The sequence below is a fragment of the Mycobacterium celatum genome (genome assembly GCF_002101595.1).
Lineage (GTDB): Bacteria > Actinomycetota > Actinomycetes > Mycobacteriales > Mycobacteriaceae > Mycobacterium > Mycobacterium celatum.
In genome coordinates, this window is record NZ_LQOM01000020.1 from 93,517 (window position 1) to 110,448 (window position 16,932).

15 protein-coding genes are annotated in these 16,932 nt (G+C 66.6%); 7 read left to right on the forward strand and 8 right to left on the reverse strand.

The window, feature by feature from the left end; genetic code table 11:
- Positions 1–10 precede the first annotated feature (10 nt).
- Positions 11–1,198: an acyl-CoA dehydrogenase family protein gene (locus AWB95_RS06335; protein WP_062539790.1), complete on the forward strand. Its 1,188-nt coding sequence runs from the start codon at positions 11–13 to the stop codon at positions 1,196–1,198.
- Positions 1,199–1,276: 78 nt separating this feature from the next.
- On the opposite strand, the gene AWB95_RS06340 is transcribed toward AWB95_RS06335, so the two are convergent.
- The 3 genes from AWB95_RS06340 to AWB95_RS06350 are packed head-to-tail and all read right to left on the reverse strand — an operon-like array spanning position 1,277 to position 4,863.
- Entirely contained in the window at positions 1,277–2,422 is a 1,146-nt protein-coding gene (locus AWB95_RS06340) for a thiolase family protein (RefSeq protein ID WP_062539789.1), read from the reverse strand.
- Positions 2,419–3,633: a CaiB/BaiF CoA transferase family protein gene (locus AWB95_RS06345; RefSeq protein WP_180275987.1), complete on the reverse strand. Its 1,215-nt coding sequence runs from the start codon at positions 3,631–3,633 to the stop codon at positions 2,419–2,421. The genes AWB95_RS06340 and AWB95_RS06345 overlap by 4 nt, the downstream gene beginning before the upstream one ends.
- Before the next feature lie 21 nt (positions 3,634–3,654).
- Positions 3,655–4,863, reverse strand: coding sequence for a cytochrome P450 (locus AWB95_RS06350; protein WP_062539787.1), 1,209 nt, complete (start codon positions 4,861–4,863; stop codon positions 3,655–3,657).
- 62 nt (positions 4,864–4,925) lie between these two features.
- Between AWB95_RS06350 and AWB95_RS06355 the strand changes: the two genes are divergently transcribed.
- A complete protein-coding gene (locus AWB95_RS06355) occupies positions 4,926–6,389 on the forward strand; it encodes an aldehyde dehydrogenase family protein (RefSeq protein ID WP_269745730.1) in 1,464 nt (487 codons plus the stop codon).
- A gap of 182 nt (positions 6,390–6,571) precedes the next feature.
- Positions 6,572–6,946 (forward strand): type II toxin-antitoxin system PemK/MazF family toxin, encoded by a 375-nt coding sequence (locus AWB95_RS06365; RefSeq protein ID WP_373280770.1) that lies wholly within the window; start codon positions 6,572–6,574, stop codon positions 6,944–6,946.
- A 12-nt stretch (positions 6,947–6,958) separates the two neighbouring features.
- Here AWB95_RS06365 and AWB95_RS06370 read toward each other — a convergent pair whose 3' ends face one another.
- Genes AWB95_RS06370 through AWB95_RS06385 form a run of 4 tightly spaced genes read right to left on the reverse strand, consistent with a single transcriptional unit; the run spans position 6,959 to position 10,588 of the window.
- On the reverse strand, positions 6,959–8,614 hold the full coding sequence (locus tag AWB95_RS06370) for an acyl-CoA synthetase (protein ID WP_062539785.1): 1,656 nt from the start codon (positions 8,612–8,614) through the stop codon (positions 6,959–6,961).
- 8 nt (positions 8,615–8,622) lie between these two features.
- Positions 8,623–9,240, reverse strand: a complete 618-nt coding sequence (locus AWB95_RS06375; protein ID WP_062539784.1) for a PaaI family thioesterase — start codon at positions 9,238–9,240, stop codon at positions 8,623–8,625.
- On the reverse strand, positions 9,237–9,854 hold the full coding sequence (locus tag AWB95_RS06380) for a cysteine hydrolase family protein (protein ID WP_062539783.1): 618 nt from the start codon (positions 9,852–9,854) through the stop codon (positions 9,237–9,239). The genes AWB95_RS06375 and AWB95_RS06380 overlap by 4 nt, the downstream gene beginning before the upstream one ends.
- Positions 9,855–9,907: 53 nt before the next feature.
- Entirely contained in the window at positions 9,908–10,588 is a 681-nt protein-coding gene (locus AWB95_RS06385; protein WP_084707088.1) for an LLM class flavin-dependent oxidoreductase, read from the reverse strand.
- Positions 10,589–10,770: 182 nt separating this feature from the next.
- On the opposite strand from AWB95_RS06385, the gene AWB95_RS06390 reads away from it, so the two are divergent.
- Positions 10,771–11,895, forward strand: coding sequence for an alpha/beta fold hydrolase (locus AWB95_RS06390; protein WP_062539782.1), 1,125 nt, complete (start codon positions 10,771–10,773; stop codon positions 11,893–11,895).
- Entirely contained in the window at positions 11,876–12,922 is a 1,047-nt protein-coding gene (locus AWB95_RS06395; RefSeq protein WP_062539781.1) for a TIGR03857 family LLM class F420-dependent oxidoreductase, read from the forward strand. The genes AWB95_RS06390 and AWB95_RS06395 overlap by 20 nt, the downstream gene beginning before the upstream one ends.
- 88 nt (positions 12,923–13,010) lie before the next feature.
- Here AWB95_RS06395 and AWB95_RS06400 read toward each other — a convergent pair whose 3' ends face one another.
- Positions 13,011–14,507 (reverse strand): acyl-CoA carboxylase subunit beta, encoded by a 1,497-nt coding sequence (locus AWB95_RS06400; RefSeq protein WP_062539780.1) that lies wholly within the window; start codon positions 14,505–14,507, stop codon positions 13,011–13,013.
- Between the two features lie 108 nt (positions 14,508–14,615).
- Between AWB95_RS06400 and AWB95_RS06405 the strand changes: the two genes are divergently transcribed.
- Together AWB95_RS06405 and AWB95_RS06410 are read left to right on the forward strand one after the other, a co-directional pair.
- Positions 14,616–15,623, forward strand: coding sequence for an LLM class F420-dependent oxidoreductase (locus AWB95_RS06405; protein ID WP_062539779.1), 1,008 nt, complete (start codon positions 14,616–14,618; stop codon positions 15,621–15,623).
- 9 nt (positions 15,624–15,632) lie between these two features.
- On the forward strand, positions 15,633–16,865 hold the full coding sequence (locus AWB95_RS06410) for a cytochrome P450 (RefSeq protein WP_062539778.1): 1,233 nt from the start codon (positions 15,633–15,635) through the stop codon (positions 16,863–16,865).
- Positions 16,866–16,932: the final 67 nt, after the last annotated feature.

A 16,932-nucleotide genomic window follows, 5' to 3' on the forward strand; every position in this document is an offset into this window, starting at 1 on the left:
GAGGCTATCGATGGATTTCTCCAAGGTCGACTTGTCCGACGAGGACAAAGCCTTCCTCGACGAAGCGCGCGAGTTTCTGGCCACCCACGTCACCGAGGATGTCAAACGCCGTGACCGCGAGACCGGCGACAACTTCGACGAGGGAGTGCATTTGGCGCTGGGCGCCGCGGGCTATCTGGAAGCTGAGTGGAAGCCGGAATCCGAGGGCGGTTTTTCTCGAGTACGCCGTCGCATCTGGGAGCTGGAGAAGCGCCGCGCACATGTGCCCTGGGTGACTTGGGGCACGACCGCGATGGTGGCGCGATCGGTGGCGAAGTTCGGCTCGAAGGAGTTGCAGGACGAGGTGCTGCCCGGCGTCTTCAGCGGGCACGTCCGACTGTGCCTGGGCTACACCGAACCGGAGGGCGGCTCCGACGTGGCGACCTGCAAGACGCGCGCGGTGCGGGAGGCGGATGGATCTAGCTGGGTCATTAATGGCTCCAAGATGTTCACCACCGGCGCACACAACTGCCAATACGTTTTCCTGATCACCAACACCGACCCCGATGCGCCCAAGCACCAGAGCCTGACGATGTTTCTGGTTCCGCTTAATTCGCCCGGCATCGAAATCCAGGGCATCCGCACGATCGACGGCGACCGCACCAACATCGTCTACTACAGCGACGTCCGCGTCGACGACAAGTACCGGCTCGGCGAGGTCAACCAGGGCTGGACGGTGTTGCGTGAGCCCCTCAACGTCGAGCACGGTGCCGTCGCCGCCGCGCCCGATGGGCTGCAGGACACCTCGATCATGATGCACCAGGCCGGGTTCATGGCCGAGGCGGTCGATAAGGCGGCGGCGCGGGTGGGGCAGCCGGATGCCAGTGGCCGCCGGTTGATCGACGACGGCTCCGTGGCATATCGGTTGGGCCGCAGCGTAGCCCGGATGGAAGCGGCGCTGTCCACCCCTAGCATCTTCGGCCGCGTCGCGCTCGCTCAGACCATGCGCGACATCTCGCCGGACCTGATGGACATCCAGGGCGCCGCGTCGGCGCTACCGCTCGGCACGGACGGGGCCAGCGACGACGGCGCATCCGAATACGTCTACCGGTTTGCGCCGCTGGTTGGCATCTACGGCGGAACGCTTGAGGTGTTCCGCAACATGATCGCCCAGTATGTGCTGGGCCTGGGCAAGCCAGCCTACTCCAAGCCCAAGTAGCGCGAGCGTGCGTGTTCCCGGCCGACACTCCGTGTCGAAGGCCGGGAACACGCACGTTCGCGCCACAAGTTGCTCGCGCTAAGTGGTCAGCACCGTCGCGGCGGCGGTGCCGGGCGCGCCGTAGAGCTGCGCGAACCCGACGCTCGGCTTGCCGGCCACCTGCCGATCGCCCGCCTCGCCGCGCAGTTGCCGCACCAGCTCGTGGATTTGGCGCAGACCTGATGCTCCGATCGGTTCGCCATTGGCAATCAGCCCGCCGTCGGTATTGACCGGCATGGCGCCCGTGATCTCGGTGGCGCCGTCGGCCAATAGCTTTTCCTGATCGCCGTCGGCGCAAAAGCCGCATTCGGCCATGTGGATGATCTCCGCGCCCGCATCGGTGTCCTGGAGCTGGATGACGTCAACGTCTTCCGGTGCGACGCCGGCCTTTTCGAACGCAGCCTTGGCGGCGTAGACGGTCGGCGATACGTCCTCGTCGACCGGCGCGAACGTGGTGTTCACTTCGTAGGCGCCGTAGCTGCGGGTGCGCACCTCGACGGCCCGCAGAAAGACCGGCTTGGACGTGTAGCGGTGCGCGATGTCCGCGCGGCACATGACCACGGCGGCAGCGCCCTCGTCGGGCGCGCAGAACATGTACTGGGTCAGCGGATAGTTCAACACCGCCGAACCCAGGATCTCCTCCTCGGAGAGCGGCTTACGGCGGAATGCATTCGGGTTGCGTGCGCCGTTACGGAAATTCTTGGCTGCCACCTTGGCCAGGGTCTGCTGCGAGATGTTGTGGTCGTGCAGGTAGCGGTTGGCCTTCATGCCGAAGAACTTGGTGGTGAGGTACTGCCCGTTCTCCGCATACCAGCGCGGCATGCCCACCAGAGCGGGATCCTCGGTGAAGGCGCCGCGCGGATGCTTGTCCAGCCCGACCGCGATCCCGATGTCGTAGTCGCCTAGCCGGATTCCGTCGGCGCAGGCCTTGGCGGCGCTAGCGGCCGTCGCGCACGCATTGAACACGTTGGTGAACGGGATGCCCGACAACCCGACCATGCTCACGATCGCGTCGGGATTGGCCACCGTCCAGCTGCCGCCGGTAGCGGCCTGGATGTCCTTCCACTGCACACCAGCATCGGCGACCGCAGCGAAAATCGCGTCCACGCCCATCTGCATCGCCGACTTGCCCTCGAAGCGGCCGAACGGGTGCAAACCCACCCCGATAATCGCAACTTGATTCACGCTATGGCTCCCGATTCCTTCAGCTCCGCGATGCGGTCCCAGTCCATCCCGAGTTCCATCAGCACGATCTCGGTGTGCTCCGAAGCCTGGGGGGCGCGGGTGGTGGCCAGCGGTTCGTGGTTGAACTGGACCGGCCCGCGCACGACATTGAACGGCGGCCCCCCGTCGGTGGCTTCGACTTCGACGATCATGTCGTTGGCAATGGCCTGTTCGTCCTCGGCGAGGTCGATCAGGCTCTGGCACGGCGCCCACTGACCCTTCATCGTCTTCAGGTGCTCACGCCAATATGCAAAAGGCTTGGCCCCGAAGGCTTTTGCAATCAACTCGCCGGCCACGTCGGCGTTCTGCATCAACGGCAGCACATCGGCGAAGCGGGGATCGTCGGCCGCCTCGGGAATGCCGAGGTGTTCGAAGGTGTCCCGGATGTAGCCGGTCGGGCTGACGATGCACAAGTTGATGGTTCCGCCGTCGGAGGTTTGGTAGTTGCCCAGGAACGGGTTCACCGGTGAGCCACCGGACAGCGGCATGGAAGCGCGCATGGTCTCGCCGGTATCCATGCCCTGGGTCACGCTGGCACCGGCAGCCCACCACGCGGTACTCAACAGCGACACGTCGACATCGAGGGCTTTTCCCGTGCGTTCGCGGTGCAGCAGCGCGGCGGCGATGCCGCCGGCGATGTTCATGCCGCCGATCGAATCGCCGAAGGCCGGAATCCCTTGTGCCAGCGGTGCGCCGAGCTCAGGCGGCGTCAACGCGTGGCCGATGCCGCTGCGGGTCCAAAACGCGGTGCCGTCGTAACCGCCGACGTCGCGCTGGGGACCCTTGTCGCCGTAGGCCGTGCCACGCGCGTAGATGATGTCCGGGTTGACCGCACGGATGTGTTCGACGTCGAACTGGTTCTTCTGCCGCGCTGCGGGCAGGTAGTTGGTCAGGAACACATCGGAGGTGCGGGCAAGCTCATGCAACACTTCCTGCCCGCCCGGGGTGGACAGGTCGATGCCGACGCTGCGCTTTCCCCGGTTGGGATGTTCGATTAGGGGATGCCGGTCGGGGTTGAGCTGGACGCCGCCCATGTTGAGGAAGCCGCGCTGGGTGTCGCCACGCACCGGATGCTCGACCTTGATGACGTCGGCGCCCCAGTCGGCGAGGATCGCACCGGCGGCGGGGACGAACGTGAACTGCGCGACTTCCAGGACCCGGAAGCCCTCCATTACCTTGACCATTTCCGAAACCTACTTGGCGTCGAACGTCACCGGAAGCGCGGTGGGGGAGCGGAATGGCTGGCCGAAGATGTGCGGGTCGTCGTCCATCCGAAGCTGGATGTTGGTCAGCCGATTGAGCAGGCATTCCAACGCCACTCGGGTCTCCATGCGCGCCAGATGCAGGCCCAGACAGGTGTGTTCGCCGGCGGCGAAGGAGATGTGCGGCATGTGCGGACGGAAGATGTCGAATTCCGCCGGCCGTTCCCAGCGTTGCTCGTCGCGGTTCGCCGAGCCGATGCACACGTCGATCACGGATCGGGCCGGAATCTTGACTCCTTCCAGTTCGGTGTCTTCGGTGGTGAACCGCTGCACCGTCGTCAACGGCGTCTCGAAGCGCAGCCCCTCTTCGATCGCCCTGGGCATCAGCTCAGGATCGGCTTGTATCGCGGCGAATTGCTCCGGATGGGTGAGCAACAGGTAGATCAGGTTGCCGGAGGACCGGTAGGTGGTTTCCAGCCCGGCGGGCAGCAGAAGGCGCAGGAACGAGTAGATGGCTTCGTCGCTGAGCTTCTCGCCGTCGATCTCCGCGGTGACCAAATCGCCAATGATGTCCTCGGTCGGTGTGAGTTTGCGCGCCTCGATCTGCTCGAGGAAGTAGTCCTTCAACGCCGCCGAGGCCTCGAAGGCGCGTTCGTAATTGACTGTGTAGCTGATCAATTCCACTGCGCGCCGGTGGAACATCGGCAGGTCTGCCTCCGGCAGGCCCAAGAGCTTTGCGATGACTCGGGTGGGGAACTCGAACGTGAACTGCCGGACCAGATCCGCCTCGCCCGCATCGATGAATTCGTCGATGAGCGCGTTGCAGATTGGCCGCACAATCGTGGGCTCCCAGCGTGCGAGGGCCTTCGACTTGAACGCCGCGCTTACGAGGTTGCGGTGGTCGCGGTGTTTCTTGCCCTCCATCGCCAGGATTGTCGGACCCATGAACAGGCCGATCGTGGTGTCGTACATTGCCGAACTGAACACTCGGCCGTCGCGGAAGGCTTTGTTGACGGCGTCGAACGACATGGCGGCGAAGGACCGCTTGGGTCGCAGCGACTCGGGGGTTTTGGAGTAGTCCATCACCGTGCCGTCGTACACCCCGGTCTCTCGGCGTTTCTGTGCGAAGTACGGGTAGGGGTCGCGGAGGTAGCCGACGGGTTTGTCGTCGGTGGCGGCGTCTTGAACTTGACTTTCCACGGCGGCGGCTCCCCGGCTCAGGTAGGCAGTCGTACTGTAAATATTACAGTAGACTACATCGGGTGGAGTCATCTGAGCATCAGGGCATCCAGGCGATGCTTGAGCGCCAGCGGCATGCATTCGCGACGGAGGGGCCGCCCAGCGCCGCGGTCCGGCGCAACCGCATCGATCGGCTGATGGCGCTGCTGCTGGACAACAGCGATGCGTTCATCGAGGCGATGGCCGCCGATTACGGCACCCGGTCGAAGGCGGCGTCGCTGTTCACCGAGATCGTCGGCATCATCGCGGTTGTCGAGCACACCAGAAGCCATGTGGCGCAATGGATGCGCCCGACCAAGCTGATGCGTGTCGCGCGGCTGTGCGGTCTGCGCGCAGAGGTGCAGCCGACACCGCTGGGCGTCGTGGGCATCATCGGCCCGTGGAACTTCCCGGTCAACCTCGTGGTCCTGCCCGCATCGGCGGCGTTCGCGGCCGGTAACCGAGTGATGATCAAGATGTCGGAGATCACCGCACACACCGCGGAGCTGATGAAGGCGACCGCGCCGAAATACTTCGACCCGACCGAGCTCGACGTCGTGGCCGGCGGCCCGGACGTCGCGGCCGCGTTCGCGGCGCTGCCGTTCGACCACCTGTTCTTCACCGGCTCGCCGTCCGTCGGTGCGCTGGTGCAGCGGGCGGCCGCCCAGAACCTGGTGCCGGTCACATTGGAGCTCGGCGGCAAGAATCCGGTGGTCGTTGCGCCGGGTGCCGACATCCGGCGGTCGGCGGCCCGCATCGCCCGTGCCCGAATGGTCAACGGCGGACAGGTCTGCGTCTGCCCCGACTACGTCATGGTGCCCGACGAACACGTCGACGCCTTCGTCGACACCGCACGCGAAACGTTGCGCGAGATGTTCCCGACCATCGTCGGCAACGACGACTACTGCTCGGCCGTCAACCACGCCAACTTCGACCGGATCGTCGGGCTGATCGAGGACGCAGCGGCCAAGGGTGCCTCGGTCGAAACCATTGCCCCCGAAGGCGAGTCATTGCCCGACCGAGCCAGCCGCAAGATTGCGCCGACGATCGTGCGAGGCTTCGACGACCGGATGCGGATCGCCGACGAGGAGATCTTCGGTCCCGTGCTGGCCGTCACCGGATATTCCCGGCTGAGCCAGGCCATCGACTATGTTAACGAGCGACCGGCGCCGCTGGTGGCCTACTGGTTCGGACCGGACGACGACGACTTCCGCACGTTCGTGCGCTACACGCGCAGCGGCGGCGTCGCACGCAACGACTTTGCCGCACAAATGATTCCGTCCGCCGCACCGTTCGGCGGAGTGGGCCGCAGCGGAATGGGCGCCTACCACGGCAAGGCCGGCTTCGACACGTTCAGCCACCACCGCACCGTGGTGGGAAACGATCTGCCGTTTTCCATCACCGGAACCGCAGCGCCGCCGTTCCGGCGTCCTACCCGGCGCTACGCGGAGGCGATGCTGTGGTTGGCGCGCCGTCGAACCCGCCGTCGGCTCGAGAGGCGGCGGTGAGCGTATTACAATCTGCAATATGGGAACGCTTACAATCCGCACTGACCCTGAGGTAGAGCGTGCCTTGGAGGCGCTGACCAGCGAAGGACAGTCGCGTTCTGAGGCGGCTCGTGCGGCGATCCTAGAGGCCGAACGCGCTCGCCGTCGGGCACGGCTGCGGGCTGAGGCCGAGGAACTACGTAATGATCCAGACGACGTCGCTGCCGCACGGAAGCTCGCAGCGGAGATGGACGCCATTCGTGCGTGGTGATCTGTATCGCCTGAAGCCACCCAAGGGTGTCCGTGGTCATGAGCAAGCCGGAGCTCGTTACGCCGTTGTGGTGCAGTCCGACGATCTTCCGCTGTCCACATGGATCATCGCGCCAACCTCGACCGGCCGACGCGCAGCTTCTTTTCGACCTGAGATCGAGATCGGTGGTGCGAGAACGCGTGTGATGGTCGAACAGCTCACCGTGATTGACCCGCAGCATCGCCTCGGAGATTTCGTTGGTCGACTCAACGCCGTTGAGATGCGAGCGGTCGACGACGCTCTTCGAGCTGTTCTTGCCCTCGATTGAGACAATGCCGGCTCAGGCGCCGCTGATCGCCTGCTCGCGAGCCCAGCGGTAGTCCGCCTTGCCCGACGGGCTCCGCTCGATGACCGGCCGGAACACCACCGCCTTGGGAAGCTTGTAGCGCGCCAACGACTTTGCGGCGTGCGCAATCAACTCCTCGGCGTCGGCGTCGGCCTCCTCGGCAAGTGCGACGACGGCGACGACCTCCTGGCCCCAGCGTTCGCTCGGCCGCCCGGCGACCACCACGTCGGCCACCGCGGGGTGCGATGCGATCGCGGTCTCGACCTCCTCGACAAAGATCTTCTCGCCGCCGGAGTTGATGCACACCGAGTCGCGGCCCAGCAGCTCGACGGAGCCGTCTTCGCGGTGGCGGGCCCGATCGCCCGGAACGGCGTAGCGCACGCCGTCGATGACCGGGAAGGTCTTGGCGGTCTTGGCGGCGTCGCCCTTGTAGCCCAGCGGCACGTAACCGCGCTGCGCGAGCCAGCCCATCCCGTCGTGGCCGGGCGCCAGCACCGAGTCGAGGTCTTCGGCGACGACGGAGGTGTCCGGGCCGGGGTTGAACGTGCCGGTCGACACCGCGCCTGTCGTCGACAGGTGGCTCATCTGGGCACCCGTCTCCGACGATCCCACACCGTCGACGACCATGGCGTTGGGCAGCGCCTCGATCAGCCGCTGCTTGACGTACGGGGTCAACAGCGCACCGCCGTTGGCGATCACCGCCAGCGAAGACACGTCGGCAATGCCCTTTTCGATGGCGGCGAGCAGCGGCCGCGCCACCGCGTCCCCGACCACCGTCACCACCGACACCTTTTCGCGTTCGATGGTGCGAACGACGTCGTCGCCGTCCAAATGGTCCACAACCGAGGGGAATACGACCGTCTGCCCCGTGGTCATCGCCGTCATCACCGTCCACTGCGCGGCGCCGTGGATCAGCGGCGGCAACACCATCAGCTTGGTGCCAGGCCCGGCGGTGACCCCCGCGACGATCTCGTCGAGGGAGGCAAACGGCTCACCGGTCACCAGGTTTCGCCCGCCGAATGACGTCATGAAGATGTCATGCTGGCGCCACAGCACGCCTTTCGGCATCCCGGTGGTGCCGCCGGTGTACAGCACGTACAGGTCGTCGGCGGAGTGCTGCACCGGTGGTGGAGCCGGTGAGCTGGATCCGACGATCTTCTCGTAATCGACTGCGCCATAGATCAGTTCGTTGCCGGAGTCGTCGGCGATCTGGATGAGAACACGCAGCTGCGGAAGTTCGGGCAGGACCTCGGCCACCCGCGGCGCGAATGCGGCGTGGTAGATCAGTGCCGTGGCGCCGGAGTCGGCGAGCAGGTATTGCAGCTCGCTCTTGACATACCGGAAGTTGACGTTGAACGGGGCCACCCGCGCCGCGAAGGCGCCGAGCAACCCTTCGACGAATTCGTTTCCGTTGTACGCGTAGAGCCCGAGAAGATCCTGGCCCACCTCGTGCCCGGCGAGCGCCGAGCGTTCGGTGTGGCAGCCCAGCCCACGCGAATGCAGGTAGGTCGCGAGCCGGTTGGACCGCTCGAGGATTTGCGCATACGTGTAGCGCTTGTCGCCCTGAACGACGAACTCGCGGTCCGGGATCGCCGCGGCGACGGCCGCCGCCACCGCGGGTACCGTGAACTGCGTTGTAGTGTCGGACATCGTGCCTCTCACGATTGGTGCGGGAGCAGGCGGACCATCAGGCCGTGGGCCTCGCTGGGCAGCGTGCCGTCGGCTGTCGTCATTGTCGCGCTGACGAATGCCTTGCGGCCTTCGATGCCGGCGATACGGCCGCATGCGGTCAACGGCTGCTCGATCGGGGTGACGTTGCGGTAGTCGACGTGCAGGTAGGCGGTGCGGCTGATCGGTCGGCCCGCCGCAGAGACCACCATCCCCAATAACCAGTCATAGAGAAGTGGTATCACGCCGCCGTGCACCGCGTTGTTGCCACCCACGTGGTAGCGGGTGAAGTGTCCCGCCATCGCGACGCCGTCGGGCCCGGAGTCGGTGATGGTCCACGGCGGTAGCAGCGGATGGCCCAGCCCGGGCAGATTGATGTCGCGGCCAGCCGGTGCCAGTCCTTCCGGGACCTGGTGGTCCTCGAGCAGGGTGCAGAGGTTTTCGACGTGCTCGGCCGCGCGGGCCCACAGCGCGGCGTCTGGGTTGGTGGAGACGGTGAGATCCTGCAGTCGGCGCATCGCCGCCACAAACCGGCCCAATTCCGGTGGCGCGTCGACGGGCTTGAGTTCCGGGAATCCGCCGCGGATTTCGGGCACGGTGCCGGTCATGACGTGTTCCACGCGCCGAGCAGTTGGTCGGTGGTGGTGACGGTGGCGAGCAGCGAGAGCGTGTTGTCGATGACGGCAGCCCCGTACTCGGCGGGGATGCCGGCAACGGCGTCACGCGGCACCACGACGCGGTAGGCGGCGTTGACCGCGTCCATCACCACGTTGGGAATGGCGATGTTGAGCGACACTCCGACCACGACGACGGTGGATACGCCGAGGTTGCGCAGGATCGCGTCGAGGTCGGTGCCGCCCATCGGCCCGACGCCGTGCCAGCGGCTGAGCACCAGATCGGTTGGCTCCGGACCTAATTCGGGCAGCAGGGATGCTCCGGGCGTGCCCGGCGTGATGTCGACGTCGCCGCGGCCTATCGCGAAGATCTTGGCGTTGTGGTTGGAGCCGAGCCCGTCTGGCCGTCGCTGCACCAGGCAGTGCACGACGCGCACGCCGGCCGCCCGGGCCGCCGGCAGCAGCCGCACGATGTTGGGCAGCGCAATGCGGCGGGCCTCTTTCGCCAGGGCGCCCAGCCCGGCGTCAGGCCCGACGACGGCACCCTGGCACTCCTGGGTGATGACCGCGGTGTGGGCAGGTGCCGCGATCTCCTCGAGGGCTGTCACGCCGTCGCCTCCCGCATCCGTGCGCTGATACTAAGGACATTACAGTAGAGATTTCAGGCCGGGCCGGCCCGGCGGCTCGTCCGCACAACCGCTTCGCCGAAGAAGGTGATGAAATCCAGCGCGGCCCGCGGGCTGGAGCCGTCGACGTGCACGACGGCCCAGGTGGCGCCGTAGCTGGCCAACTCGTCGAGCACATCGAGGGCATGCCGCAGCGATGCCTCGTCATCGATGTCGGTGTGCGGACAGACCACCTGGACGTCGACCGACATCGGGTCGCGGCCGGCGTCGGCCAGCCGTGCGCGCAGTTCGTCGAGCGCCGCACCGAATTGCTCCGCGTCCTGGATGGCCGCGGTGCGAATCACCGACGCCATTCCCGCCGGGGCGATCAGCGGCATCCAGCCGCTGCCGTAGTCGACGACGCGCCGCAACGCAACCTTGCTGTTGCCGCCGATCCAGATCGGCGGGTGCGGGCGTTGCGCCGGCGGCTGTAGCCACACCGGCCCGACCGCTTCGAAACCACGGCCGCGGACCGGGGTTTCGGGATCGGTCCAGATCGACCGCAGCGCGCCGAGCGCTTCGTCGAGCAGCTCAGCGCGCCGGTCGAAGTCGACGCCCAGCGCGGAGAACTCCGAGCGCAGGTAGCCGGCACCGACGCCGGCGATCAACCGGCCGCCGGAGACCACGTCGTCGACAGCGTCGGGAAGTTCGCTGGGGTATTCCAGCGTGTACTTCATCGACGCGGCTCCTGCAGGCGGATTATCCGAAGCTGACCCCGGGTCAAATACTGTAACCGCTACAGTAACATCCGAGAGACAGTCGGTCCTGGGAGCAGTGGATGGAAAACCATACCCGGCGGCGCGCGCTGGTGGTGGGCGCGAGCGCGATCGTGATCGCCGCCGGATTCAGGCTGGCCTAGATGTCGAACCGCGCACTCGACGTCACCCGCGAGCTCGCCCTGGTACTGCCGCGCGCGGTGTCGGGCATCACCGAATCGACCGGCTGGTCCCCGGCCTCGCCCCGCGGTGTGCGCCAGCTTGGCGAGGTGGTGATGGACGAGCTTGTGCTGGCGGGCTTTTCGCTGCTGCCGGTCGATCTGGCGGTCAGGCCGCTCGATGGCTGCACCGCGGCGGCCGAGCAGCTGACCGCACTGGGAACCGACGGAGTACACGCCGACCCGCCACGGTTGCGGGTGCGGTCGCTCCGGCGTCGCCGCCTCGGGACGCTGGCGTACGAACAACTGACCTACGAACACGACCCCGCACTGCCGAGCACGCTGGAGACGGCGGGCCTGGGTGGCCCCGCAACCGCGGTGGTGCACCTGTGCCGGCATTGCGACGGGCCGCGGCCGTGGCTGGTGTGGGTGCACGGCGCCGGTCAGGGCAGACCCGACGATTTGTTGGTGTCGCGGGCAGGGCGGCTACAGCGACGGCTCGGCTTCAACGTCGCGGTACCCGTGCAGCCCGGCCACGGCAGCCGGCGCGGCGAGTGGCCGCCCTATCCGGACATGGATCCACTGACCAACGTTGCCGGCATGATGCGCGCCGTATCGGAGGTTCGCGCCGTCGTGCAATGGGTGCAGTCGCAGTCGAGTGCGGTTGTGGTGTCCGGGGTTTCGATGGGCAGCGCGGTGGCGGCGCTGGTGTCGCATTTCGAGAAGGGCGTCGATGCCGTCGCGCTGTACACGCCAATCCTGGGTCTCAACGCGATGATCGCGCAGCACCTGGCGCGCCGGGGCTCGTCGCGGGACGGGATCCGGAAGTTGTTGCAGTCCGAGGTGGTGGCGGCGCTGACGTCGGTGATCGACCCGCTGACTGCCGAACCGGCACCGCCGCCGCAGCGCCGGCTCATCGTCGGAGCCTGGCATGACAGGATGGCGATGCGCGAGCCCGCCCTTGCGCTGCAGCAGCGGTGGCGCGGCCAGTTCCACTGGTACGACGGCAGTCACGTCGGGCACATCTTCTCCCGTCGCGTGCAGGCGGTCTCGGAGCGTTTCCTGCGCGGGGTAGTAAAGGAGTTGGGTATTGACCGAGCGGGTATTTAACGAGTTGGGCTACTACCTGCTTGCCGGGGCCGGCGGTGAAGGGCCCGCGACATTGATGGACGAGGCCCGTCGCGGCGAGGAGCTGGGCTTGGGCACCGCGTTCATCTCGGAACGCTGGAACGTCAAGGAAGCGTCGTCTCTGGTCGGCGCCGCGTGCGCGGTGACCAGCCGCATGCAGATCGCCACGGCCGCAACCAATCACAACACCCGCCATCCGCTGATCACCGCGTCGTGGGCGACCACGATGCACCGGCTCTCCGGCGGGCGGTTCACGCTGGGCATCGGCCGCGGGATCGGCGCTATCTACAGCGCGTTCGGCATTCCGGCGGTGACCACCGCGCAGATGGAGGACTGGGCGCAGGTCATGCGCCGGCTCTGGCACGGCGAGGTGATCTTCAACCACGACGGCCCGATGGGCAAGTACCAGGTGCTGTTTCTCGACCCGGACTTCGACGAGGACATCCGGCTGGCGCTGGTGGCGTTCGGGCCCAAATCGCTCGCGTTGGGCGGCCGCGTCTTCGATGACGTCATCCTGCACACCTATTTCACCCCGGAAACGTTGCAGCGCTGCGTCAGAACCGTCAAAGACGCCGCGGAAAAGGCGGGCCGCGACCCGTCCAGCGTGCGGGTATGGTCGTGCTTCGCCACCGTGGGTGACCATCTTCCCGAAGAGGTGCGGCTCAAGAAGACGGTCGCGCGGCTGGCCACCTACCTTCAGGGCTATGGCGATCTGATGGTGCGCACCAACGGCTGGGATCCCGCTGTGCTGCAACGCTTCCGGGAAGAACCGGTGGTAACGTCGATCGCGGGCGGCATCGACCACAAGGCCACGCCCGAGCAGATCGAGCACATCGCGACGTTGATTCCCGACGAGTGGTTGGAGCCCTCGGCCACCGGCTCGACGCAGCAATGTGTCAACCGCATCCGCAAGGAATTCGACTATGGGGCCGATGCGGTGATCCTGCACGGCGCCACACCCGACGAGCTCGAGCCGATCGTGGCCGCATACCGCGCCGTGCAACCATAAGCGGCCGGGCCACGCCGCGAGCGTGCGCAAACCCGGCGACACGCTCGGCGTGTCGCCCGGGAACACGCACGCTCGCGGCAAAAGGGGGTTACGGGAGGATGACCGTGCGGATCGCCGGCTCGGGGGCGGCTTGGCGGCTGTAGATGCCCCGCTGCAGCGCGGCTAGCAGCGCGTCGCGCGTCTCGCGGGGATCGATGAGCTCGTCGAATCCCATGTGCTCGGCGGACCGGTACGACGCCTGCAACTCCGCGTTGCGCAACCTCGCCGAGAGGTCTTCGCCGGCGTGCGACGCCCGGCTCAACGCGGCGGCGCTCATCGCTCCCATCGTGGCGCCCGGATAGGCGAATGTGGCTACCTGCGAGTCGAATCCGAGCAGCGACATCACCATCGACCCGAACCCGTAGGCCTTGCGCAGCGTCAGGTGCAGCTTGATCGTGGTGGCCGCGGTCTGCGCGGCGAACATCCGTGCGCCGGCCCGCAGCACTCCGGAGCGCTCGGAGCGGCTGCCCGGCAGCATGCCGGGATTGTCGGCCAAGAACACGATCGGTAAATGGAACGAGTCGGCCACCATGATGAAATGTGCTGCCTTGTCGGCGGCGTCGGCGTCGATCGAGCCGGCCAGCACCTGAGGCTGGTTGGCCACCACCGCCACCGGATGGCCACCCAGATGCGCCAAAGCGCAGATGATCGCCCGGCCGAACTGCGGCTGCACCTCGAACCAGTCGGGCCGGTCGAACACCACGTCGAGCACCGCGCGCATGTCGTAGACGCGCCGGTTGTCGCGCGAGACGATGTCGAGCAGCTCCGGCGTGGGCCGCGGTCCTGTGGTGTCGTCGGCGGGCAGCGACGGCGGGTACGACCACGCACTGGGCGGGAAATACGACAGGTAGCGACGAACACTGTCGAGCACCCCTTCGTCGTCCTCGGCGACGTTGTGGATCACCCCGCTGGGCAACGCGACATCGGGTCCGCCGAGGTCTTCCTTCGAAATGTCTTCGCCCGTCGACTCTTTCACGACGGGTGGGCCGGCTGTGAAGATGGCGCCCTGGTTGCTCATGATCCGGAAGTCGCACACCGGCGCCACCAGGGCGCCGTGTCCGGCCGACGGGCCGAGTACTGCGGCGACGGTGGGGACCCGCCCCGAGCACTGCGTCTGGGCGAGCAGGTCGGTTGGGCTGCGCCCGTAATGGCCGCCGGTCGGGCGGAAGCCGGCGCCCTCCAGCAGCATCACCAACGGAATCTTGTCGCGCAGTGCCAGTTCGGCGATGCGGTACCGCTTGGAATTACCGCCCGGCCCGATGCTGCCCGCCAGCGTGGTGAAGTCCTCGGCGCCGACCATGACGGGAGATCCGTTGATGCAGCCCGACCCCACCACGATCGCGTCCGCGGCCGCCTCGCCGCCGACCAACGTGCCCACTTCGCGAAACGTGCCGGCGTCCAGCAGGTACTCCAACCGTGCCCGCGCGTCGAGCTTGCCTTTGCCGCGGTGCTTGGCCAGTCGCTCCGGCCCGCCCATGCCCCGCGCATACTGACGACGGCGCTCGAGATCGTCGAGCGTTTCCTCCCAGTCCGGGGGCTTGGTCATCGCATGTCCTCACTCGTCTACGGGTTGCCTAGAGCCTAACCTCCGTTGACCATACTGAATCGCTTACTGTAGCGTCGGCGACATGGGTATCGCGGCGTCGCAGACGCGATGAGGGTCGACGGCGGCCTATTCGGCGACCTCGCCCGGGTGCCGGAGCGGGCCCGCGATTTGGAGCAGCGGGGCTACGACGGCTGCTGGACGGGCGAAATCAACCACGACCCGTTCCTGCCGCTGCTGCTGGCCGCCGAACACACGTCGCGACTCGAATTGGGCACCAGCATTGCGGTGGCATTCGCGCGCAACCCGATGATCGTCGCCAACCTCGGCTGGGATCTGCAGAGCTATTCGCAGGGCCGCTTCATCCTCGGGCTCGGTACACAGGTCAAGCCGCACATCGAAAAGCGCTTCAGCATGCCGTGGAGTCACCCGGCGCGGCGGATGCGCGAATTCGTGCTGGCGCTGCACGCGATCTGGTCGACGTGGAAGGACGGCGCCCCGCTGCGATTCGAGGGCGAGTTCTACACCCACAAACTGATGACACCGATGTTCACCCCCGAGCCGCAGCCGTATCCGGCGCCGAAGGTCTTCATTGCCGCAGTCGGCGAGGCGATAACCGAGATGTGCGGCGAAGTCGCCGACGGCCTACTGGCCCATGCCTTTACGACGACGCGCTACCTGCACGAGGTGACCATACCGGCCCTGCAGCGCGGAATGCGGCGTGCCGGCCGGGACCGGGTCGCGTTTGAGGTGGCGTGCCCGGTGTTCGTCGTGACCGGCGACGACGATGCGGAATTGACGGCGAGCGCGGGCAGGGTCCGCAAGCAAATCGCCTTCTACGGCTCGACGCCCGCGTACCGCAAGGTTCTCGAGCTGCACGGGTGGGGCGATGCGGCAACCGAGCTGCATCAGCTTTCCCTGCAAGGCAAATGGGATGCGATGGGCTCGCTGATCGACGACGAAATGCTCGAGGCGTTCGCCGTCGTCGCGCCGGTCGAAAAGCTGGCAGCCGCACTGCGCGACCGATGTGACGGCGTGATCGACCGGGTGATGCCGGCCCTTCCGCACACGCTTTCCCACACCACTGTCACCGCTGTATTGCACGAGTTGCGCCAGTAAGGAGCCGCCATGAGCACACCGACGATCGACGACGCCGCCAAGCTGCTGGCCGACCCGATGGCCTACACTGACGAGCCGAAACTGCATGCAGCACTTGCGCATTTGCGTGCCAACGCTCCCGTGTCCTGGGTCGACGTGCCCAACTACGCACCGTTCTGGGCGATCACCAAGCACGTCGACATCATGGACATCGAGCGCGACAACGAGGTGTTCACCAACTGGCCCCGGCCGGTTTTGGTGACCGCCGAAGCCGACGAGGTGCAGGCCAACATCGGGGTGCGCACGCTGATCCACATGGACGACCCGCAGCACCGGGTGGTGCGGGCGATCGGCGCGGATTGGTTCCGGCCCAAGGCGATGAGGGCGCTGAAGGTTCGAGTCGACGAGCTGGCCAAGATCTACGTCGACAAGATGATGGCCGCCGGACCCGAGTGCGACTTCGTGCAGGAGGTCGCGGTCAACTACCCGCTCTATGTGATCATGTCGCTGCTGGGCATCCCGGAAGCGGACTTCCCGCGGATGCTCAAACTCACCCAGGAGTTGTTCGGCGGCGACGACGCCGAGTTCAAGCGCGGCACCACCCTCGAGGACCAGATGCCCGCGCTGCTCGACATGTTCGAGTACTTCAACGCCGTCACCGCCTCTCGTCGCGAACACCCGACCGAGGACCTGTCCTCGGCGATCGCCAACGCCCGCGTCGACGGCGAGCCGTTGTCGGATATCGACACGGTGTCCTACTACCTGATCGTCGCCACCGCCGGCCACGACACCACCAGCGCGACGATCTCCGGTGGTCTGCACGCGTTGATCGAGAACCCGGATCAGCACCGGCGACTGCGCGACGACCTCGGATTGATGCCGCTGGCCACCGAGGAGATGATCCGTTGGGTCACCCCGGTCAAGGAGTTCATGCGCACCGCCGCCGAGGACACCACCGTGCGCGGGGTGCCGATCGCCGCGGGGGAGTCGGTGCTACTGTCCTACGCGTCGGCCAACCGCGACGAGGACGTGTTCGACGACCCGTTCCGCTTCGACGTCGGCCGCGACCCCAACAAGCACCTGTCCTTCGGCTACGGCGTGCACTTCTGTCTGGGTGCGGCCCTGGCCCGTATGGAGGTCAACAGCTTCTTCACCGAACTGCTGCCCAGGCTGAAATCCATAGAGCTCACCGGTGATCCACAATTCATCGCCACCACTTTCGTCGGCGGCCTCAAACACCTGCCGGTGCGGTACTCATTCTGATAACCGTCCCGGACCACACCATTGTTCTTTCGGTGCGCGTCATCATTTGATGACGCATTTCGAGGAA